Below are 22,159 nucleotides of genomic sequence, written 5' to 3'. Positions count from 1 at the left end.
CTTTTAATATTTTTTTGAATTTTGCTTACCTTATTAAAAAAATGAATATCCCAATATTATTGAAAATGAATTGTAGCCTGTTTTTACAGTAACATCATCACTAAAAATATCTCTATTTGTTTGGTATCTTAATTCTAAACTATAGCTATCTCTATAATTATAACCAAATCCAAAGGCTAAGTTATCTCTTGATTTAATTTCTAAAGGCTCTAAATCAAACCCATCTTTTCTTTCGTATTCGCTTGTTGAATTCAATGTAAATCCTGTTACGTATGAAGCATTTATAAAAAGTTTTGAATTATTACTTAAAAATAAATAATGCCTAACGCCCACAGGAAATTCAATTGTCTTATAATTAATTATTGTGGTTAACTCTCCTCCAAAAAAAGTACGCGTATTAACAGTTGTTTCAGTCTTTAAATTTTGATATGTAGGTTCAATAATAATAGCCCACTTGTTTTTATTAAAAGGCAAGATAAATTCTGCTTCAACTCCTATACCAAAAACAGTTTTATTTCCAAAATCTGCATTTCTGAATTCAAAAATTGAGTTAATTTCTAAAGAGGTACTTACTAAACGAGGTCTAATATTTAAATTGAAAATATCTCTCTTTTTTGTTGTTTCAAAATTTGTATCTGTCTTATTAAAGCATTCATTGTAGTCAATAAATAAATCTAGTAATTCTTTCTTTTTGTATTTCAAATTTTTAAATCTATTGCTTGTAAATTTTGGACATTTTAAGTTATTTAAAAGTTGTTGTCTAAACAAATTATTCTCACCATAATAATTACCACTAGCCGTAGAATAAGTTTTAAATACTAATTGCTCAATACTTAAATTACTATTTTTGAAAAAAAATCGTTTTAAATTATTATCAATATACTCATACAAAGCGTTTTTACCTTCTATTAATACTTTTAAAAAAAGTTGTTCTTTAGTGAAAATAGGGTTTTTATCATTACTTAATTTATTTACATTTTCAGTTGACCTATCAATATTTACGGTACATCTTATATATTTTGAGGTGTTATTAATTCCAAATTCTTTTACTAAATTTATATTTAATTTTTTAGAGTCACTTTGTTCGGTCAATTTAAAGTCAAACTTTGTTGGGTTACTTCTCCAGTCAATATTTTTAATGAAACAGTTAATTTTTTCATCATCATTATTTATATAATATCCTTTTTCGAATCTAATTTGGGAATAGGAATAGGTGCATACAAGTAAAGCTAGTATAAGAATTAGTTTCTTTTTCATATTTTAATTATTACTGTTATTAGTTTGTTCAATTGTGGTTTCTTAATAAGCCATAACGTTACATACAAATATAACGTTGTTTTAATGTTTTTTTAAACACCACAGTTGTTCTATTTTTCTGCTGTAACTTTCATAGCAAAGGTAATTATGCAGTAATTTACAAAATTCTTGGAAGCATAAAGCTAGCAAACAAGTTTAGCCCTGATTGAAACGACATCCTTTTTTGAGGAACGAAAAAAAGATATAGTGTAAAGCAGGAAAAAGCTACAAACAAAAAAAATCCTGAGTAAAAACTCAGGATTTTAATATTTTTATGAGAAACGTTGCCAAGCGCAGTTTTACATACTTATAAACCCAAATTTTGGGTTACATTTCTAATGCTTTTGTTGGATTGTTATCCATTAACAATTCTACAGGATTTTCTAGCGCTTCTTTAACAGCAACTAAAAAACCAACAGATTCTCTACCATCTACAATTCTATGATCGTAAGATAAAGCCACATACATAATTGGCTGAATAATAACATCACCATTTACTGCCATTGGTCTGTTAACAATATTGTGCATTCCTAAAATTCCACTTTGTGGCGGATTAATAATTGGCGTAGATAACATAGAACCAAACACACCACCATTGGTAATGGTAAAAGTTCCACCAGTCATTTCATCTATAGTAATTTGCCCATCTCTTGCTCTAATTGCCAAGCGTTTTACCTCACTTTCTACGCCTCTAAAAGACAGGTTTTCTGCATTTCTAATTACAGGCACCATTAATCCTTTTGGGCCAGAAACTGCTATAGAAATATCCTGAAAATCGTGCTTTATTTGGTAATCTCCATCTATCATAGAGTTTACATCTGGATACATTTTTAAAGCTCTAACTACCGCTAAAGTAAAGAAAGACATAAACCCTAAACCAACACCGTGCTTTGCTTTAAAGTCTTCTTTAAATTGTTTACGTAAATCAAAAATAGGTTGCATATTAACCTCATTAAAGGTAGTTAACATAGCTGTTTCGCTTTTTACAGCTACCAAACGCTCTGCAACTTTTCTACGCAACATAGACATTTTTTTACGCGCTGTACCACGTGTTCCATTTGCTGGCTGAGTTCCCATAGAAGGCACCGCTTTTACAGCATCTTCTTTGGTAATTCTACCATCTTTACCAGTTCCTTTTACAGATTTTGCGTCTATCCCTTTTTCTGCCAATACTTTTTTAGCAGCAGGAGAAGCAGTTCCTGTAGCGTAAGTTGCTGTTTCAGGTTTTGGCTGTTCACTTTTAGCTTTTGGTTCTTCTGGTTTTGACTGCTCACTGCTTGCTGAAGACTCCTCACTGTCTGCTGGTTTTGCAGCACTAGTGTCTATTAAACAAACAACCTCTCCAACAGCCACAGCATCACCTTCTTCTGCTTTTAAGGTAATAATTCCACTTTCTTCTGCAGGCAATTCTAAAGTAGCTTTGTCAGAATCTACCTCTGCAATTGGTTGATCTTTTTCAACATAATCTCCATCTTCAACTAACCAAGTTGCAATTTCTACTTCTGTAATTGATTCTCCTGGAGAAGGAACTTTCATTTCTAAAACACTCATGGTTTCTAAATTTACTTGCGCTAAACTAATTTTAGCATTTAATTATTTTATTATTTATTTTTTGGGCGTTTTAACAGGCTTTCCACTATATCTTTTTACTAAGTTTTCTACAATTACGCTAAAAAAGCGTAATCAATCAAACTCAGTAAAAAGGATGCCGTTTCAATCCTTAACGCAACTTACTCAGACGTATTAAAAACACTATCGATTACTGCTTTATGACGCTTTTTAAAACGCGTACTAGAACCAGCTGCAGGCACTGCATAATATTTACGAGAACAAACATTTAATTTTACCAAATCAAAACGTTCTAACATAAAACTCCATGCACCCATATTTCTTGGCTCTTCTTGTGCCCAAACATAATCTGTTACATTAGGGTATCTATCTATTACCTGCTGTAATTTTTCTAAATGTAAAGGAAACAGCTGCTCTATTCTTACCAAGGCAACATCTTCTCTTTCTAAATTTTCTCTTTCCTCTAAAAGATCATAATAGAATTTACCCATACAAAACACCAATTTCTTCACCTTTTTAGGGTTTAATGTATCATCTATTATTTCTTGAAATTCTCCTGTTGCCAAATCTTCCATAGATGAAATAACTTTAGGATGACGCAATAAACTTTTTGGTGTAAATACAATTAAAGGTTTTCTATAATCACGTTTCATTTGCCTACGCAACAAATGATAAAAGTTTGCTGGTGTTGTACAGTTTGCAACTGTCATATTATCTTCTGCACACAATTGTAAATAACGTTCTATTCTTGCAGATGAATGCTCAGAACCTTGTCCTTCATAACCATGAGGCAATAAAACCACAATTCCGTTTTGCAGTTTCCATTTGTCTTCTGCAGCAGAAATATATTGGTCAAACATAATTTGCGCACCATTAGAAAAATCTCCAAACTGAGCTTCCCAAATAGTTAACGTGTTTGGGTTTGCCATGGCATAACCATAATCAAAACCTAAAACCCCATATTCAGATAATAAAGAATTGTAAATATACATTTGCCCTTTATTGTCTGGATTTGTGTTTAGCAAATTAATTCTTTCTTCTGTAATTTCATCCCTTAAAATAGCATGCCTATGCGAAAAAGTTCCTCTTTCTACATCTTGTCCAGAAATACGTACATTAAAACCCTCTTCCATCAAAGAACCGTAAGCTAAATTTTCTGCCATTCCCCAATCTAATTCATTGGTTTCAAAAGCCATTTTATCTCTAGTTTTTAAAATACGCTCTGCTTTTCTTAAAAACTTAGCGCCTTCTGGCACGGTAGAAACAACTTTTGCAATATTTTTTAAACCTTCTATTTTATAAGAAGTATCTACTTTTTCTAACATTGTAGACAGGTCTTCTCTATCAAAACCTTCCCAAGTAGATTGCATAAATTCTTTTACTTTTGATGTTTCTACTTTCTTAGATTCATCAAACTCCCTTTCTAACATCCCCTTAAACTCACTAGTAATTTCAGAAACGTAGCTTTTTTCTATGCTTCCTTCATCTAGCAATTGTTGAGCATATAACTCCTTTACATTTTTATGCTTAGAAATAGTTTTGTAAAGTTTTGGTTGTGTAAAACGAGGCTCATCACCTTCATTATGTCCGTATTTTCTATATCCTAAAAGATCTATAAAAACATCTGTTTTAAAACGCATTCTAAATTCTAATGCCATTTGCATTGCATGGCAAACAGCTTCTGTATCGTCTGCATTAACATGTAAAACTGGCGATAAGGTTACTTTACCAACATCTGTACAATACGTACTAGAACGTGCATCTAAATAATTGGTAGTAAAACCAACTTGGTTGTTTACTACAATATGAATGGTTCCACCTGTTTTATAGCCATTTAACTTTGCCATTTGCACTACTTCATAAGCAATACCTTGGCCAGCAATAGCAGCATCTCCATGAATGACTATTGGTAGAATTTTACCAGAGTCTCCATTATATTTTCTATCTATTTTAGCTCTTGTAATTCCTTCTGCAACTGCAGCAACAGTTTCTAAATGAGACGGATTTGGAACTAAATTCATTTTTATCTCATTACCATCTCTATAGGTTTTACTTAAAGTTAAACCTAAGTGGTATTTTACATCTCCATCAATATCATCATCTTCAAAATCCTTTCCTTCAAATTCACTAAATAAATCTCTAACTGGTTTTTTAAAAATGTTTACCAAGGTATTTAACCTACCTCTATGTGCCATACCTAATACACATTCTTTAACTCCATAAATTTCTGCAGCATCTCTTAGAGCTACACTAATCCCAGGTATTAAAGCTTCTCCTCCTTCTAAAGAAAAACGTTTTTGACCAACATATTTTGTTTGCAAAAAGCTCTCAAAAGTTACTGCCTGATTTAATTTAGAAAGAATATATTTCTTAGCGTCATTAGAATAACTTGGGTGATTGTAATTTTCATTCAATCGTTTCTGCCACCATTTCAGCTTATCTGGATTACGCATGTACATGTACTCTACACCAATAGAGTCACAATAAACCTTTTGTAAGTGACTGATAATTTCAGAAAGTTTCACTTTACCTAATCCTAAAACTTCACCTGCAGAAAATTCCAACTCTAAATCAGCATCTGTTAAACCAAAATTCTCAAGATCTAATGTAGGCTGATATTGTCTTCTTTCTCTAACTGGGTTTGTCTTGGTAAATAAATGCCCACGTGTTCTGTAACCATTAATAAGATCTACTACTAAAAACTCCTTTTTAACTTCTTGCGGAATTTCTGTAGCTTCATCTTCATCTGTTAAAGAATAATTTTCATTGGCCAAATCATAGCCCTGAAAAAAACTTCTCCAACTCGGTTCAACCGTATCTGGGTTTGTTAAATATTTATCGTATAAATCGGCTATAAAGCCTGTGTGTGCTGCGTTTAAAAACGAAAATTTATCCATATTATAATTTCTGCTTTTTTATAAGCTTATAGGAATAAACAAAAATACAATATTTGCTATAAAAGCAAGAATTTATTTGTATTATAAAAAGCAAAATAAAAAAAATATTTTTTTTTCTACTTTTTGTTTGGTGATATTGTAAAAAGATATATATTTGCACTCGCAAAACGGAAATACCCGTAGCAAACTCCTCTTTAGCTCAGTTGGTTAGAGCATCTGACTGTTAATCAGAGGGTCCTTGGTTCGAGCCCAAGAAGAGGAGCAATTTCATAATAATAATGACTGCGAAAGTAGCTCAGGGGTAGAGCATCACCTTGCCAAGGTGGGGGTCGCGGGTTCAAATCCCGTCTTTCGCTCTATTATGAAAAAATACCAATGCTGAAGTGGTGGAATTGGTAGACACGCTGGACTTAAAATCCAGTGAGCAGTAATGCTCGTATGGGTTCAAGTCCCATCTTCAGTACTAAAACCGTAACATTTATTTGTTATGGTTTTTTTTTGTATCATACTTTAAGGGATTATAACAAAAAGCAAAAGAGCTAAAACAATAAAGTTTTAACTCTTTCTAATAATCGATAAATCCCCCCGAATTCTGATTATTTTCCATTATATTTTTACTAACTATTACCAGTATTTACCTATAAATATAAAGTAAATGTAGAATAATTACAAGCCGACTTTAAGAAAAAATCGATAAACCGTGCAAAATTCTCTACAATTTAACGTATTTCGTAGATGGTGATGTGTTACAATAAATTAAGTCTTTCCATTAGTTCAGCCTTCTTAGACCTACTAATTGGCACAACATATTTTCTTATTAGCACACTGTTATCTTCAATATCTATAATTTCTAATGTATTAATAATATACGACCTGTGAACTTTTAAAAAAATAGCAGAGGGTAGCTTTTCTTCTATTTTTTTAAGTGTACAGTGCACTATATAGCTTTTACCATCTGTTTTAATACTAATATAATCTCCGTTTGCCTCTATTAATAGTATCTTAGGTATATCTAATTTAACTAGCCTTTTATCTACATTTACATATATAAATTTGCTTTCTTCTTGCTTTTTATTTGTCACCACATCAACTGCTTTTGTAGTAAACTTAGATAATTTTTCTACTGATTTTGTAAATCTATTTAACTCAATAGGTTTTACTAAATAATCTACAACACAATCAAACTCAAACGCTTGTAAAGCAAAATTTTTATCGGACGTAGTTAAAATAATTTTTGGTGGATTTTTTAAGGTTTTTATAAAATCGAAGCCTGAAAAAGTAGGCATATGTATGTCTAAAAAAATAACGTCTATTTCATTAGCATTTAAATATTTTATTGCTTCTATTGCTGATGAGAAGTCTTCTAAAATCTGTATGGAGGTGTTTTTACACATCTGCTTAATAATTAATCTAGCAGATGCATCGTCATCTATAACAATACAATTCATAGTAGGGTTAGCTGTTTATGGGATAAATATACAGCTATTCTATCTAAAATTAATAACAAATCATCGTATTCTTCTGTAATACCTTTCTTTATGTCGTATTCAACTTTACTAGCAAATTCCAAACTATCTGCCATCCCTAGCAGTCCTATTTTATGCTTTATTTTATGTATATCTAAAGTAACTTTTTCAAAATTTTTGGCCTTAAAATTTAATTTTAACTCTTTGAGTTCCTTTGGAAATTCTAATTTCAAAATTTGTAACAATTCTTGTTCAAACACTTTATCTCCACCAGACATTTGTGATATATAACTTAGATTAGGGGTTTCCAAAATTTTAGATTTTTATTTGACGATTAGTGTATTGTTCTAAAGAAATAAAAGTTTCTGTTCTTAACACTCCTTTTATTGTTTGTATTTTTTCGTTTAAAACATGCATTAAACTTAAATTATTTTTACATAGTATTTTTACAAAAAGTGCATAGTTTCCTGTTGTATAATGACTTTCAATTACTTCTGGTATTTCTTCTAATCTTTTTACAGTAGGTTTTATCTGATTTGTAGCATCTAAATAAATACCTACAAAAGCAGTTGTTGTATATCCCAAAGCTTTAGGATTAACCACCAATTTATAGCCCGCTATTAAATTAGATTTTTCTAACTTTTTAACTCTTTGATGAATAGCTGCACCTGACACCCCTACTTCTCTTGCAATGCTTAAAATTGGTGTTCTAGCATCTTGTATTAGTCTTTTAATAATGATTTTATCAATCCCGTCAATCTTCATAAAATTAAATAAAGGTTAAAGAAAAAAAAAAGAGAATACATTTTGTATTCTCTTTTTTTTAAAATTTCTTTCCACAATAAATGCTAAGATTGCATTTCAAAGTCTTCCATAAATTTAGTTGTATAGTTACCAGAAACATAATCTGGGTGTTCCATTAACTGTCTATGAAATGGTATCGTTGTTTTAACGCCTTCTATTACAAACTCATCTAAAGCTCTTTTCATTTTATTAATAGCCTCTTCTCTTGTTTGTGCAGTAACAATTAATTTGGCTATCATAGAGTCGTAATTCGGCGGAATCATATAACCTGCGTATACATGTGTATCCATTCTAACTCCATGCCCTCCAGGTGTATGCAAAGTTGTTATTTTTCCAGGCGCTGGTCTAAAACCATTAAAAGGATCTTCTGCATTAATTCTGCATTCTATAGAATGTAATTGTGGATAGTAGTTTTTTCCAGAAATTGGTATTCCTGCAGCCACTAATATCTGCTCTCGAATTAAATCATAATTTACAACTTCTTCTGTTATGGGGTGCTCTACTTGAATTCGAGTATTCATCTCCATAAAGTAAAAATTTCTATGCTTATCTACTAAAAACTCAACAGTTCCTGCCCCTTCGTATTTGATATATTCTGCAGCTTTTACAGCCGCTTGCCCCATATCTTCTCTCAGCTTATCAGTCATATACGGAGAAGGTGTTTCTTCCGTTAATTTTTGATGACGTCTCTGAACAGAACAATCTCTTTCCGACAAATGACATGCTTTACCAAAAGAATCCCCTATAATCTGAATTTCTATATGTCTTGGCTCTTCAATAAGCTTTTCCATATACATATCGTCATTACCAAAAGCAGCTTTAGATTCTTGCCTTGCAGAATCCCAAGCATCTTTTAAATCCTCAGCTTTCCAAACAGCACGCATACCTTTACCTCCGCCTCCAGCAGATGCTTTTAGCATTACAGGATAACCTGTTTCTGCAGCTAATTTTTCGCACTCCTCAAAATTTTCAATAACGCCTTCACTACCTGGTACACAAGGCACACCAGCAGCAATCATAGTAGATTTAGCATTCGCCTTATCTCCCATTTGATCTATCATTTCTCCAGTAGCTCCAATAAACTTAATATTGTGCTCTTCACAAAGTCTAGAAAATTTCGCGTTTTCAGATAAAAAACCATAACCTGGGTGTATGGCATCTGCATTTGTAATTTCTGCAGCGGCAATAATATTTGACATCTTTAAGTACGATTCTGCACTTGGTGCAGGACCAATACAAACTGCCTCATCTGCAAACCTCACGTGCAAACTCTCTGCATCTGCAGTAGAATACACTGCCACAGTTTTAATACCCATTTCTCTACAAGTTCTAATTACACGTAGTGCAATTTCTCCCCTGTTGGCAATTAATATTTTTTTAAACATAATTTAAGAGTTTTTAAAATGATAAGTTTTTTGTTTTGAGTTAGACATGTCTAAACTCTAAAAATTATACTCTAATTATGATGGATCTACTAAAAATAGTGGTTGATCAAACTCTACAGGTGTAGAATCGTCTACTAATACCTTAACGATTTTTCCTGAAATTTCAGATTCGATTTCATTAAACAGTTTCATTGCCTCAATAACACAAACTGTATCTCCAAGACCTACTTCTGTACCTACTTCTACGAAATTAGGTTTGTCTGGAGCAGGCTTTCTATAAAATGTACCAATAATAGGAGATTTAATAGTTACATATTTTGAATTTTCAGAAGCTTCTTTACTGGCAGGAGTTGAAGTTGTTTCTGCCACTGGCTGGGCTGGCATTATAGGTGCTGGAACCTGAGGCACACCCTGAATTGGAGCGGCTTGCACTATAGTTGTTTCTGTTTTTTCTGAACCTGTTTTAATAGTAAGTTTAATATCTTCCATTTCTAACTTAACCTCGCTTGCACCAGATTTAGCTACAAATTTTATAAGATTTTGAATTTCTTTAATATCCATATTTCTTATTATTTAGTTTGTTTGTATTTATGAATTATATGCCCATTTTAAATAAGCAGCTCCCCAAGTGAAACCACCACCAAACGCAGCAAAAATTAAATTATCTCCTTTTTTTAATTCTTTTTCATAATCTGCCAATAACAATGGTAAAGTTGCAGATGTTGTATTTCCGTATCTTTGAATGTTCATCATAACTTTTTCTGATGAAACCCCTACTCTATTTGCTGTAGCCTCAATTATTCTTTTATTTGCTTGATGCGCAACTAACCACTGAATATCTGGTTCTGTTAAGTTATTTCTAGTTAACATTTTTTCTGCGACATCTGCCATATTAGAAACCGCATATTTAAAGACCGTTTTACCTTCTTGATATACGTAATGTTTTTTATTTGCTACAGTTTCTTGGGTTGGAGGCATAATAGAACCTCCTGCTTCTATTCTTAAAAAATCTCTTCCTACACCATCGCTTCTTAAATATTCATCTTGCAAGCCCAAACCTTCTAAACTCGGCTCAAATAACGCTGCTCCTGCACCATCTCCAAAAATAATACAGGTTGCCCTGTCTTTATAGTCTATAATAGAAGACATTTTATCTGCTCCTATCACCAAAACTTTTGTATATCTACCCGATTCAATATAGCTTGCAGCTGTAGACATACCATATAGAAAACTTGAGCATGCTGCTTGCAAATCATATGCAAAAGCATTTACTGCTCCTATCTCAGAAGCCACGTATGCTGCTGTAGAAGCTACAAGTAAATCTGGTGTAGCAGTAGCCACTATAACTAGGTCTATTTCTTTAGGGTCTAAATTTCTTTTTTGAATTAAGTCTTCAGAAGCTTTTATGGCCATGTAAGAAGTACCTAGGCCTTCTCCTTTTAAAATTCTTCTTTCTTTTATTCCTGTTCTAGAAGTGATCCATTCGTCATTAGTATCTACGTAAGTCTCTAATTCTTTATTTGTTAGAACGTACTCAGGAACATATTTTCCTACAGCTGAAATTGCAGCAGTAATTTTAGTCATAATTATTATGTATTATCCTAGCGTTAAGGAAAGTCAAAGAAATGAAAATTATTTCACTTTTTCGACTAAAAGTTATCAAAAACAATGAATTTTGACTTAAAAACGCAAAAAAACCCTCAAAAATGAGGGTTTTTCATGTTTAGTAAAATTGGGTTTATGCTTCTGCGACAGCAGATTCTAAAACTATTTGACCTCTGTAATATAATTTACCTTCGTGCCAATGTGCTCTGTGGTATAAATGTGCTTCACCTGTTGTAGGATCTGTAGCAATCTGTTGTGCAGCAGCTTTATAATGTGTTCTCCTTTTATCTCTTCTTGTTTTAGATATTTTTCTTTTAGGATGTGCCATTTTATCTCTTTTTTTCTGTTATTAAATTCTTTAATTTATCCCACCTTGGGTCTGTTGCTTTTTCTGCAACAAATTTATCTTTATTAATTTGTAATTCTTGTAATTTGTTTAATGCTTCAGATTCCATTGTACCATCTAAAACCTTAGGATGTACTCTTTTATTTGGAACTGCTAACACAATCATTTCATAAATAAATTGTGCTACATTAAATTGATATGCCTCATGAGGTAAGATTAGAATCTCTTCATTATCGTCATTAAATTCTGGGCCAAACTTTACTACTAATGGTAATTCTGATGTGATTTCTAAATCAAAATTTACATTGGTAACGTCACATGGCACGTTTACTGAACCAGATACTGCAAAAACCAATTCAAAAAAGGTACTTTTTTTTACAAAATCTAATTGTACATTTAATGAAGATTTATCAAACTCTTCATAATTATATATCTTAAAGAACGTATTATCAATGGTGTATTCAAACAAATGTTTACCTTCCTTTAATCCTACAAACGGTATGTTGAATTGTTTCAAGTGTTTCATTATCAAACATCAATTGAGCGTGCAAAGATATAAAAATTTGTGTTTATACACTCTTTTCTATAAAAAAAAGAGCATATTTTATTTTTATTTCGTTTTCAGCTTATTTTTCGATAGTAATTTATACTCTTTTCTTGTTTTAAAAATCTTTAAGGCGCTAAATAAAGCTTCCTTAAAAGAAGAAGGATTTGCCGAATTTTTTCCAGCAATATCAAATCCTGTTCCATGATCTGGTGATGTTCTAATATGACTTAAACCCGCTGTAAAATTAACACCATTACCAAAAGACAACGCTTTAAAAGGCGCTAAACCTTGATCGTGATAAGTAGCCAACACTCCATCAAACTGCTTGTATGTTTCTGAGCCAAAAAAGCCATCTGCAGCGTAAGGACCAAAAACTAATTTACCTGCTTCTCTTATTTTATTTACTGTAGGTTTTACGATAGCATCATCTTCTTTTCCTATTACTCCATTATCTCCGCAATGCGGATTCAACCCTAAAATTGCAATTTTTGGCTTAACAACAGCAAAATCTTTTTGCAATGTTGCATGCATTGTATTTACCTTTTCTGTTATCAAGTCTTCGGTAACGGTCTCTGCTACTTTAGAAATTGGTATATGCCCGGTTATTAAACCTATTCTTAATTGATTAGTCATTAAAATCATTAAACTTTTACCGGCTAATCTATCTTCTAAAAATTCTGTGTGACCTGGATAATTAAATACGTCTGATTGTATGGTTTCTTTGTGTATAGGCGCTGTTACTAAAACATCTACAGTTTTATCTTTTAAACAATTAACCGCATACTCTAAAGATTTTGCGGCATATTCGCCAGATTGCTTTGTAGCCTTACCCAACTCTACAGGTACATCTTCTTTCCAGATGTTTAAAACATTAATTTTTTGGTGGTTTAGCTGCTTTAAGTCTGTAATACTATTAACTGTAACATCTACATTTAAAGCTTTCTTGTGAAACAATACAACTTTTGTAGAACCAAACAATACTGGAGTACAAAAATCTAACATTCTTTTATCTTGAAATGTTTTTAGAATTACTTCTATGCCAATACCATTTAAATCTCCTATAGATATTCCTACAATAATTTTATCAGTTTTATCTGCCATAACTCTTGCAATCTTCTTATTTTTGATATGATACAAAAGTAACTAAAATTTAAAGAAATGTTTACAGGAATTATAGAATCACTTGGCGAAATTACAAACAAGAGAAAAGAACAAGAAAACCTTCACTTAACAGTAAAAAGTAATTTTACACAAGAACTTAAAATAGATCAAAGTGTTGCTCATAATGGAGTTTGTTTAACTGTTGTTGTTATAGATAAAGATGAATACACTGTAACCGCTATAAAAGAAACACTCGACAAAACAAATATTGGCAATCTAAATTTAGGAGATCGGGTGAATTTAGAGCGTGGTATGAAGTTAGGCGACAGACTAGATGGCCATCTTGTACAGGGGCATGTAGACGAAACCGGGATTTGCACAGCAATAGAAAATCAAGATGGAAGTACTCTGTTTACCTTTACATATAACTCTAACAACAACAATGTTACCATAGAAAAAGGTTCTATTACAGTAAATGGTGTTAGCTTAACTGTTGTAAACTCTAAAGAAAATAAATTTAGTGTTGCTATTATACCTTACACCTTGAACAATACAGTATTTAAATTTTTAAAAGTAAATTCAATTGTTAATTTAGAATTTGATGTAATAGGAAAGTATGTAAGTAGGTTAACTAAACAATAAATTTATTTATTTGAGACTCTAACTCCATAAACTAAACCTGCAATCATTAAGAATAAGAAGCCAAAGTTTATTGGCAAACCAGGTGGTGGCGGTGGTGGTACTGGTGGCCCTTGAGCCTGTACGTAAAAAGTAGAACCGAAAAAAAACACTAATACCAGTGTTAACAATCTTTTTTTCATCATTTTATTTCTCCCCAGAATAAAATATTTAAAATTTGATTTTCGTCAACAAATATATGTTTTTTTTATCATAAAAAATAGTAAATTCAAATAATTAACTTGAAAAAACCTACTGTAATGCAACAAAAAAAGTGAGAAATAAAGTGGTCCCACTTGGGCTCGAACCAAGGACCACCTGATTATGAGTCAGGTGCTCTAACCAACTGAGCTATGGGACCAAAATTATTGGGTGCAAATGTAATACTTATTTTAAAATATGCCAACAAAAAACAAAAAACTTACACAGATCTATTCATTAGCCACAAACCAAAGTTTTTTAAGTTAGTTTTACTTTCTTCAGAAACATCCATTTTAGCTAACTTACCAAAGGCTTTCTCTGTATATTCTTCTATTTTATTTTTAACTAAAATAGGAATATCATTTAACTCAAAAAGACGTCTAACATCGGCAATTTTAACGGTGTTTTCTTTCAATTTTTTCCTGTATAAATACTTTAATTTCCCTCTATCTTCCTCATTAGCTACTTCTAAGGCTTTTAAGTACAAATAGGTCTTTTTATTTTCTATAATATCTCCTCCTACTTGCTTGCCAAAAGTTTCTGGATCACCAAACGTATCTAAAAAGTCGTCTTGCAGTTGAAATGCTAAACCTAAGTTTAAGCCAAAATCATAAATTAAGTTGGCGTTTTCATCTGAAGTTTCAGCAACAATTGCACCCATTTTTAAGGCAGCAGCCACTAAAACAGATGTTTTTAAACGAATCATATTAATATATTCGTCAATCGTAACATCGTTTCTAGTTTCAAAATCAACATCTAATTGTTGGCCATCGCAAACTTCTAAGGCTGTTTTACTAAACAATTTTGCTAATTTTTGAAAAACAATTGGCTCATAATTTTCAAAATACTGGTAGGCTAAAATCAACATTGCATCGCCAGAAAGTATCCCTGTATTTATGTTCCATTTTTCATGAACTGTTTCTTTACCTCTTCTTAAAGGCGCAGCATCCATAATATCATCATGCACCAAAGTGAAATTATGAAAAACCTCTACTGCTAATGCAGCAGGTAAAGCATTTTGGAAACCTCCAGAAAAAATATCTGCGGCCATTAAGGTTAAAACGGGACGAATTCGTTTGCCGCCTAACTTTAAAATATAATCTACGGGTTCATATAAATTTTTTGGTTCTTGAATCCATTTTTCCGACTCTAAGTAGGTCAAAAATTCTTTTTGATAATGTAAAATATCCAAATCTTTATTTTTTATGTAAAAATAAAAGTAAACAAAGCACCCGTTTCAAATGAAATGTTAAAAAAACATTAAAACTTTGGAAACTATTTTTGTTTCTAAAGTTTCCTTCTGTACATTTGCAAACTAATTACTAATACGATTTATATTAAACTGTAAAAAAACCAATTAGAAAGCTACACATTTGGCTACACAAATATGACTGAGAAAATATTAGAAATATCTAAAGATTTGTTTTTAAACTTAGGATTTAAAAGTGTTACTATGGATGAAATTGCAAGTAAATTAGGCGTTTCTAAAAAAACCATATACAAACATTTTAAAAACAAAACAGAACTTGTTACAGCAGTAACAAACTACATGTTTAACAATATATGTGTAGGAATAGATGAAATATGTGAAAGAAAACTGAATCCTATAGAAGAAATCTTTTCCATAAAAAAAATGGTGATGCTGCATTTAAAAGATGAGAAATCTTCACCACAATATCAATTGCAGAAATACTATCCTAAAATTTATGCATCCTTAAAAAGGAAACAATTGGAGATTATGCATGAAACCATAAAAGACAATTTAACTAGAGGTGTACAGCAAGGCTTGTTTAGAGCACAGATTAATGTAGATTTTATTGCACGCATTTACTTTTATGGTATTAATGGAATTAAAGACCAAGAAGTTTTTCCACTAACAAATTTTTCTATGAATGAATTAACGTTAAACTATTTAGAATATCATTTAAGAGGCATTTCTACAGAAAAAGGAGTAAAAGAATTAAATAAACAACTAATAGAAAAATAAGAATGAAAAGAATAAGATTACTATTTTTTACACTCTTCTGTTCGCTTTTAGCGAATGCACAAGAGAATAGCATGCAACTTTCTCTGCAAGAAGCTATAGATTATGCTTTAGAGAATAGCTACAACACCAAAGCTGCAAAAAATGATATTGAATCTGCAAACGAAAAAGTTTGGGAAACTACAGCAACTGGTTTACCTCAAATAAACGGACAAATAGATTATCAAAAATTTATTAAGCAACCTGTTTCTTTATTACCTGCAGCCGCTTTTGATAATACAAGTAGTACTGTTAGTACCGTTGAAGATTTTTTCGATTTACAAGCCAACAGAACGCCAACTGTACCAGAAGGCTTTATACCTGTTGTTTTTGGAACAGAACAAAACGTAAACGCCTCTGTAACTTTATCTCAATTAATTTTTGACGGTTCTTATCTGGTTGCTTTACAGGCTTCTAAAACCTTTTTAAAAATATCTGAACAAGCAGAGGAAAAAACAGATTTACTTACTAGAGAGGCTGTTATTAATGCCTATGGCAATGTTTTAGTAACTGAAAAAAGCATTTCAATTGTAAAAAATAATATAAAAATATTAGAAAAAAATTACAATGATGCTAAAAAGATTTATGAAAACGGTTTAAATGAAGAGGAAGATGTAGAGCAGTTAGAAATAACTTTGGGAAATTTAAAAAATCAATTAAATAGCGTAATTCGTTTAAAAGATATTGCTTACCAAATGTTGAATCTTGCCATGGGAAGCAGCATAGAAACCAACCTTACATTAACAGATACTTTAGATGGTTTAGCTACAGCAAACATAAACCTAGCTTTAATTGGCGAAACTTTTAATGTAAATGATCATATTGATTTTAGAATTTCTGAAAACGATAGGGAAACCAAAAGATTAATGGTAAAACTAGAGCAAAGTAAAGCCCTACCTAGTCTATCTGCCTTCATTAATTATGGTACGCAAGGTTTTTCAGAATCGTTTACCTTTTTAAATAGCAATCAGCAATGGTTTCAACAATCACTTTTAGGCGTAAGTTTAAGCGTGCCTATTTTTAGCAGTTTTAGTAGAAAATCTAAAACAGCACAAGCCAAAATAGCCTTAGAAAATGCCGATTTAAAATTAGAAGAAACCAAACAGCGCTTATCACTTCAAGCACAAAAAGCTAAAAGCGATTACCAATTGAGTATAGAAAATTATGAAACTAATAAAAAGAACGTTGGCTTGGCAGAACGTATAGAAAAGAAACAACGCATAAAGTTTTTCGAAGGAATTTCTACAAGTTTTGATCTCTTACAAGCACAAAATCAATTGTACGCACAACAACAAAATTACATACAATCTATGTTAGATGTAATTGCTAAAAAAGCAGCATTAGAAAACGCATTAAATATACCTCTTAAATAACAAATTTGTCATGAAAAAAATATATCTATTATTAATAACTGCATTTGTTTTAAATGCTTGTGGTGATAAAAAAGAACCAACAATAGCAGAAATAATTGCAAGTAAAGACATTAAAAAAATTCGCACAAAGAAAAGCGAATTGGACAAAAAACAACAAGAACTTTCAGATAAGGTTAAGACTTTAATTAGCGCAATAGATGAGTTAGATACACTAAAGAGAAACCCTTTAGTAACTGCTTTTACTATTAAAAATGAAAAATTTATACACTATTTAGAATTACAAGGAAATGTACAAACCAAGCAAAATGTTTTGGTGTACCCAGAAATGCCAGGTACCTTAGAACGTGTATTTGTAAAAGAAGGCCAACGCGTATCTAAAGGGCAAATCTTAGCAAAAATAGATGATGGAGGAATGGCGCAACAAGTAGCTCAATTAGAGGCAACAACTGCACTTGCCCAAACTACTTTTGAACGTCAGAAAAGATTATGGGCTCAAAAAATTGGTTCTGAAATACAGTATTTACAAGCAGAAACACAATTTAAATCTCAAAAAAACGCATTAGCGCAATTAAAAAAACAGTTAGATAAAGCCTCTATTAGAGCACCTTTTTCTGGAATTGTAGATGCTGTAATGAAAGAACAAGGTACAGTGGTTGCTCCAGGACCTGGATCAGAGGTTTTTAGAGTTATTAATCTAAATAATATGTACTTAGAAACTGATGTACCTGAAGCATACATTGGTAATGTTTCTAAAGGAAAAAGTGTGATTGTAACACTACCAATTCTTGGAAAAACAATAAACACGGTTGTAAGGCAAACTGGTAATTACATAAACCCAACCAACAGAACTTTTAAAATAGAAGTTGGCGTGCCAAATACAGATAAAAGTATAAAACCAAATTTAACGGCCAAACTAAGTATTAACGATTATACAAGTGAAAATGCAATTCTAATTCCGCAAAGTGTAATTTCTGAAAACGCGGTTGGTAAGCAATATGTTTATGTAATTAAGAATAAAGAAGGGGCATTTGGTATAGCAAAACAAGTTATTGTTGAAACTGGAAAAATACAAGGAGATAAAATAGAAATTCTAAGCGGAATAAAAACTGGAGATCAATTGATAGAAGCTGGAGCCAGAAGTGTAAAAGATGGTCAGAAAGTTGAGATTAGAGGATAACTATAGCTGGTAATTTTCAGATTTTTAAAAATTAAGCAAAATCAAATTTATATTTCAGTAATAAAAAATAAACAATTCAGCTTACAACTTACTAAACTATCTAAAATGATAGCAGGTTTAAGAAAATATTTAACAAATAACTAATGTCTATAGAAAAGCTCTAAAGACTAAAGACCAAAGACTAATGACTAACAACAAAAAAACCGATAAAGAATTTAAACTATCCTCGTGGGCTATTTCTAATAAAACCACTATGTATGTTTTAATTTTCTTAATTCTTGCACTAGGTATGTCTGCTTATTTTAGTATGCCAAGAGAAGATTTTACGGAAATAAAAGAAACCAAAATTTACATTAGTACTTTATATCCTGGTAATACCGCAGAAGATATAGAAAAACTAATTACAGATCCTTTAGAAGACCAATTAAAAGGACTCAGTGGTTTGGTAGAAATTACATCAACCTCACAAGAAGATTATTCTATGATTATTGTAGAATTTGAAGATGATATGGATGTTGAAGTTGCCAAACAACGTGTAAAAGACAAATTAGACACCGAAAAAGCATCTGAAGATTGGCCAACATTTAATGGCGCAAAAGTAGATCCCAATGCCTTTGATTTAAGTATTTCTGAAGAAGTACCTTTTTTAAATATTAATATTTCTGGAGATTTTCCGCTTCAAAAATTAAAAGAATTTGCAGAGTATTTACAAGATGATATTGAAGATTTAGAACAAGTAAAACAAGCAGATATTAGAGGTGTGCAAGACAAAGAAGTAGAAATTGCCGTAGACATTTATAAAATGATGGCTATGGAAGTAAGCTTTAATGATATTGTTGGCGCCATACAAAATGGTAACATGACTTCTTCTGCCGGTAATTTAATTGCAAGCGGCCAAAGAAGAACCATTAGAATTTTAGGAGAAATAGAAAAACCAGAAGAATTAGAAGACTTTGTTATTAAATCTGAAAAAGGAAGTGCTATCTATTTAAAAGATGTGGCAACTGTTTCTTTTAGAGAAAAAGACAAAACTACATTTGCTAGAAAAGATGGCAAACAAGTGGTAATGTTAGACGTTAAAAAACGTGCGGGTAAAAACATGGTTGCTGCTGCAGATCAGGTAAAAGTTATTGTTGCTAAAGCAAAAGAAAACTATTTTCCTTCTAACTTAGAGGTTTCCATTACAAACGATTTATCAGACAAAACAATTGGACAAGTAGATGATTTGGTAAACAACATCATCTTTGGAATTATATTGGTAGTAACCGTTTTAATGTTCTTTTTAGGTTTTAAAAATGCATTATTTGTAGGTTTTGCAATTCCTATGTCTATGTTTATGTCTTTAATGATTTTAGGCGCAATGGGTTATACCTTAAATACCATGATTCTTTTCGGATTAATTATGGGACTGGGAATGTTGGTAGATAATGGAATTGTGGTTGTAGAAAACGTATATCGTTTAATGGACGAAGAAGGTCTCTCTAGAGTTGAAGCCGCTAAAAAAGGAATTGGCGAAATTGCATATCCAATTATAATTTCTACAGCAACTACAGTGGCTGCCTTTGTTCCTTTAGGGTTATGGCCTGGTCTTTTTGGCCAATTTATGATTTATTTCCCAATTACACTTTCTGTAGTTTTAGGATCTTCTTTAGTGGTAGCTATTTTCTTTAACTCGGTCTTAGTTTCTCAGTTTATGACCACTGAAGACAAAGACATGCCTTTAAAAAGGATCATAATCATATCGTCTATAGTTGCCTTTATTGGAATTCTAATTTTAGTTTTTGGTGGCGAATATAGAGGATTAGGTTCTGTAATGGTATTTACGGCTGTAATGCTTTGGGTATACAGATTAATCTTAAGAAAAGCCGCAAATTACTTTCAGAAAAACACCTTAGTCAGTTTAGAAAACTTCTATGAAAGAATTTTAAAAGCATCGTTAAAAACTTGGAGACCTTTTGGAATTAGTTTTGCCTCTTTTTTCTTGTTGATAGGTTCAATGAGCGCTTTCGTTTATTCTTGTAACATTCAAAGAACCAAAATCGAATTTTTCCCAGACAACAAACCAAATCAAGTAGTGGTTTATATTGAATATCCACAAGGAACAGATATTGTAGAAACCAATAAAATTACCAAAGAAATAGAACAAAAAGTTGCCAGCGTTTTAAATGAAGATGTTTATATGGATGGTGATTATAATTTTTTAGTAGAAAGTTCGGTTTCTCAAGTTGGTGAAGGTGCAGGAAATCCGCAAACAGATGGTGGTTCTGCTGCAGAAATGCCGCACAAAGGAAAAATTACGGCTTCTATGCGTCAATACAAATACAGACGAGGACAAGATAGTGAAGTGCTAAGACAAAAAGTGCAAACTGCCTTAACAGGTATTTATCCTGGGGTATTAATTTCTGTTGAAAAAGATGCAAATGGACCACCAACAGGCGCACCAATTAATATAGAATTAGAAGGTGAAGATTATGAAGAATTAATTGTTGCCGCAGAAAAAATGCGTGTTTTTGTAAACACTAGAAATGTACCTGGTGTAGACGAACTAAAAATAGACGTAAACAAAGACAAACCGTCTATGAAGGTAATTGTAGATCGTAAAAAAGCAGGAGAATTAGGTGTGGCAACTGGGCAAGTTGGGCAACAATTGCGTAATGCTATTTTTGGTGCAAAAGCTGGTATTTATAAAGAAGATGGAGACGATTATGATATTAATGTGCGTTTTAATGAAGACACTAGATATGACAAAAGTGCTTTGTTTAATCAGAAAATAACGTTTAGAGACAATACAGGGCAAGTAAAAGCAATACCTATTTCTGCAATTGCAAAGCAAAGTAACAGTTCTGGTTTTAGTGCTATAAAACACAGAGATACCAAACGTGTGGTAACCGTATATTCTCAATTAGCACCTGGTTATGTAGATGCTGCTGCTGTGGTAAATCAAATTAAAGCAGAAATGAAAAATTATGACGGCATTTCTGATAATATAAAAATAGATTATACAGGACAAATTGAAGAACAAAACAAGCAACAAGCCTTTTTAGGCGGCGCTTTCTTTAAAGGCTTAGGACTAATCTTTTTTATCTTGATTTTCCAATTCAACTCCGTATCAAAACCAACTATTATAATGATTGCTATTTTCTTAAGCTTTATTGGAGTTTTTGGTGGTATTGTTTTAACTGGTAGTTCTTTTGTTATTATGATGACGATGATGGGAATTATATCTCTCGCAGGAATTGTAGTAAATAACGGTGTGGTACTCTTAGATTATGCACAACTTTTAATAGATAGAAGAAAAGAAAATCTAAATTTAGATGAAACACAATTTTTACCTTTAGATGAATTATACGACTGTGTTGTAAGAGCAGGTAAAGCACGTTTAAGACCCGTTTTATTAACAGCAATTACTACCATTTTAGGTTTAATTCCGTTAGCAATTGGTTTAAATATTAACTTTTTTACATTGTTTAGTGAGTTTGATGCCAATTTTTACATTGGAGGAGACAACGTTATCTTTTGGGGCCCATTAGCAAAAACTGTAATTTATGGTTTATTAATTGCAACCTTTTTAACCTTAATTGTGGTACCTATTTTATTCTACTTAATAACTAAGTTTAAAATGAGATTAAAAGGTCAATTAAATACAAAAATAGAAACTTTATAAAATAATCAAGTTTAATTTATTAAAAAT

General features: G+C 31.7%; 19 protein-coding genes and 4 tRNA genes. 8 read left to right on the top strand and 15 right to left on the bottom strand.

Annotated elements, in window-relative coordinates; genetic code table 11:
* Nucleotides 1-33: 33 nt before the first annotated feature.
* The 3 genes from Q0684_RS10205 to Q0684_RS10195 form a co-directional block, all read right to left on the bottom strand.
* Entirely contained in the window at nucleotides 34-1,257 is a 1,224-nt protein-coding gene (locus Q0684_RS10205; RefSeq protein ID WP_299016200.1) for an outer membrane beta-barrel protein, read from the bottom strand.
* A 366-nt stretch (nucleotides 1,258-1,623) separates the two neighbouring features.
* Nucleotides 1,624-2,847 (bottom strand): 2-oxoglutarate dehydrogenase complex dihydrolipoyllysine-residue succinyltransferase, encoded by a 1,224-nt coding sequence (odhB, locus tag Q0684_RS10200; protein ID WP_299016197.1) that lies wholly within the window; start codon nucleotides 2,845-2,847, stop codon nucleotides 1,624-1,626.
* Nucleotides 2,848-3,026: 179 nt separating this feature from the next.
* On the bottom strand, nucleotides 3,027-5,762 hold the full coding sequence (locus Q0684_RS10195; protein ID WP_299016194.1) for a 2-oxoglutarate dehydrogenase E1 component: 2,736 nt from the start codon (nucleotides 5,760-5,762) through the stop codon (nucleotides 3,027-3,029).
* Between the two features lie 188 nt (nucleotides 5,763-5,950).
* Between Q0684_RS10195 and Q0684_RS10190 the strand changes: the two genes are divergently transcribed.
* The 3 genes from Q0684_RS10190 (at nucleotide 5,951) to Q0684_RS10180 (ending at nucleotide 6,225) form a co-directional block, all read left to right on the top strand.
* Nucleotides 5,951-6,024 (top strand) — tRNA-Asn (locus Q0684_RS10190).
* Nucleotides 6,025-6,046: 22 nt separating this feature from the next.
* Nucleotides 6,047-6,118: transfer RNA gene (locus Q0684_RS10185), tRNA-Gly, on the top strand.
* 21 nt (nucleotides 6,119-6,139) lie between these two features.
* A tRNA-Leu gene (locus Q0684_RS10180) sits at nucleotides 6,140-6,225 on the top strand.
* Nucleotides 6,226-6,508: 283 nt separating this feature from the next.
* On the opposite strand, the gene Q0684_RS10175 is transcribed toward Q0684_RS10180, so the two are convergent.
* The 9 genes from Q0684_RS10175 to pdxA form a co-directional block, all read right to left on the bottom strand.
* Nucleotides 6,509-7,210 (bottom strand): LytTR family DNA-binding domain-containing protein, encoded by a 702-nt coding sequence (locus Q0684_RS10175; protein WP_299016191.1) that lies wholly within the window; start codon nucleotides 7,208-7,210, stop codon nucleotides 6,509-6,511.
* Nucleotides 7,207-7,506: an Hpt domain-containing protein gene (locus tag Q0684_RS10170; protein ID WP_299016188.1), complete on the bottom strand. Its 300-nt coding sequence runs from the start codon at nucleotides 7,504-7,506 to the stop codon at nucleotides 7,207-7,209. The genes Q0684_RS10175 and Q0684_RS10170 overlap by 4 nt, the downstream gene beginning before the upstream one ends.
* Nucleotides 7,507-7,543: 37 nt before the next feature.
* On the bottom strand, nucleotides 7,544-7,993 hold the full coding sequence (locus Q0684_RS10165) for an Lrp/AsnC ligand binding domain-containing protein (RefSeq protein WP_299016183.1): 450 nt from the start codon (nucleotides 7,991-7,993) through the stop codon (nucleotides 7,544-7,546).
* Between the two features lie 83 nt (nucleotides 7,994-8,076).
* Nucleotides 8,077-9,417 (bottom strand): acetyl-CoA carboxylase biotin carboxylase subunit, encoded by a 1,341-nt coding sequence (gene accC, locus Q0684_RS10160; protein ID WP_299016180.1) that lies wholly within the window; start codon nucleotides 9,415-9,417, stop codon nucleotides 8,077-8,079.
* 75 nt (nucleotides 9,418-9,492) lie between these two features.
* The gene (gene accB, locus Q0684_RS10155) at nucleotides 9,493-9,978 is read right to left on the bottom strand and encodes an acetyl-CoA carboxylase biotin carboxyl carrier protein (RefSeq protein ID WP_299016177.1); all 486 of its coding nucleotides are present in this window, start codon (nucleotides 9,976-9,978) and stop codon (nucleotides 9,493-9,495) included.
* A gap of 27 nt (nucleotides 9,979-10,005) precedes the next feature.
* Nucleotides 10,006-11,001, bottom strand: a complete 996-nt coding sequence (locus Q0684_RS10150; RefSeq protein WP_299016175.1) for a beta-ketoacyl-ACP synthase III — start codon at nucleotides 10,999-11,001, stop codon at nucleotides 10,006-10,008.
* A gap of 154 nt (nucleotides 11,002-11,155) precedes the next feature.
* A complete protein-coding gene (gene rpmF / locus Q0684_RS10145) occupies nucleotides 11,156-11,350 on the bottom strand; it encodes a 50S ribosomal protein L32 (RefSeq protein WP_299016173.1) in 195 nt (64 codons plus the stop codon).
* Nucleotide 11,351: 1 nt separating this feature from the next.
* The gene (locus tag Q0684_RS10140) at nucleotides 11,352-11,894 is read right to left on the bottom strand and encodes a DUF177 domain-containing protein (RefSeq protein ID WP_299016170.1); all 543 of its coding nucleotides are present in this window, start codon (nucleotides 11,892-11,894) and stop codon (nucleotides 11,352-11,354) included.
* 84 nt (nucleotides 11,895-11,978) lie between these two features.
* The gene (gene pdxA, locus Q0684_RS10135; protein ID WP_299016167.1) at nucleotides 11,979-13,016 is read right to left on the bottom strand and encodes a 4-hydroxythreonine-4-phosphate dehydrogenase PdxA; all 1,038 of its coding nucleotides are present in this window, start codon (nucleotides 13,014-13,016) and stop codon (nucleotides 11,979-11,981) included.
* 57 nt (nucleotides 13,017-13,073) lie between these two features.
* On the opposite strand from pdxA, the gene Q0684_RS10130 reads away from it, so the two are divergent.
* Nucleotides 13,074-13,658: a riboflavin synthase gene (locus Q0684_RS10130; protein WP_299016164.1), complete on the top strand. Its 585-nt coding sequence runs from the start codon at nucleotides 13,074-13,076 to the stop codon at nucleotides 13,656-13,658.
* A 2-nt stretch (nucleotides 13,659-13,660) separates the two neighbouring features.
* Here the strand turns inward: Q0684_RS10130 and Q0684_RS10125 are convergent, their stop codons facing one another.
* The 3 genes from Q0684_RS10125 to Q0684_RS10115 all read right to left on the bottom strand — a co-directional run bounded on the left by Q0684_RS10125 (nucleotide 13,661) and on the right by Q0684_RS10115 (nucleotide 15,087).
* Entirely contained in the window at nucleotides 13,661-13,840 is a 180-nt protein-coding gene (locus Q0684_RS10125) for a hypothetical protein (RefSeq protein ID WP_299016162.1), read from the bottom strand.
* Nucleotides 13,841-13,981: 141 nt separating this feature from the next.
* Nucleotides 13,982-14,055, bottom strand: a tRNA-Ile gene (locus Q0684_RS10120).
* 60 nt (nucleotides 14,056-14,115) lie between these two features.
* A complete protein-coding gene (locus tag Q0684_RS10115) occupies nucleotides 14,116-15,087 on the bottom strand; it encodes a polyprenyl synthetase family protein (RefSeq protein WP_299016159.1) in 972 nt (323 codons plus the stop codon).
* A gap of 195 nt (nucleotides 15,088-15,282) precedes the next feature.
* Between Q0684_RS10115 and Q0684_RS10110 the strand changes: the two genes are divergently transcribed.
* From Q0684_RS10110 to Q0684_RS10095, 4 genes are all read left to right on the top strand, one after another.
* On the top strand, nucleotides 15,283-15,882 hold the full coding sequence (locus Q0684_RS10110) for a TetR/AcrR family transcriptional regulator (protein WP_299016156.1): 600 nt from the start codon (nucleotides 15,283-15,285) through the stop codon (nucleotides 15,880-15,882).
* A 2-nt stretch (nucleotides 15,883-15,884) separates the two neighbouring features.
* Entirely contained in the window at nucleotides 15,885-17,291 is a 1,407-nt protein-coding gene (locus Q0684_RS10105; RefSeq protein ID WP_299016153.1) for a TolC family protein, read from the top strand.
* Between the two features lie 10 nt (nucleotides 17,292-17,301).
* On the top strand, nucleotides 17,302-18,468 hold the full coding sequence (locus Q0684_RS10100; protein WP_299016150.1) for an efflux RND transporter periplasmic adaptor subunit: 1,167 nt from the start codon (nucleotides 17,302-17,304) through the stop codon (nucleotides 18,466-18,468).
* A 184-nt stretch (nucleotides 18,469-18,652) separates the two neighbouring features.
* On the top strand, nucleotides 18,653-22,132 hold the full coding sequence (locus Q0684_RS10095; protein WP_299016148.1) for an efflux RND transporter permease subunit: 3,480 nt from the start codon (nucleotides 18,653-18,655) through the stop codon (nucleotides 22,130-22,132).
* Nucleotides 22,133-22,159 lie beyond the last annotated feature (27 nt).

Source organism: uncultured Polaribacter sp. (assembly GCF_947503875.1).
Lineage (GTDB): Bacteria > Bacteroidota > Bacteroidia > Flavobacteriales > Flavobacteriaceae > Polaribacter.
Note: the sequence above shows the minus strand (reverse complement) of the source record. Positions and strands in the feature narration are given on the sequence as shown.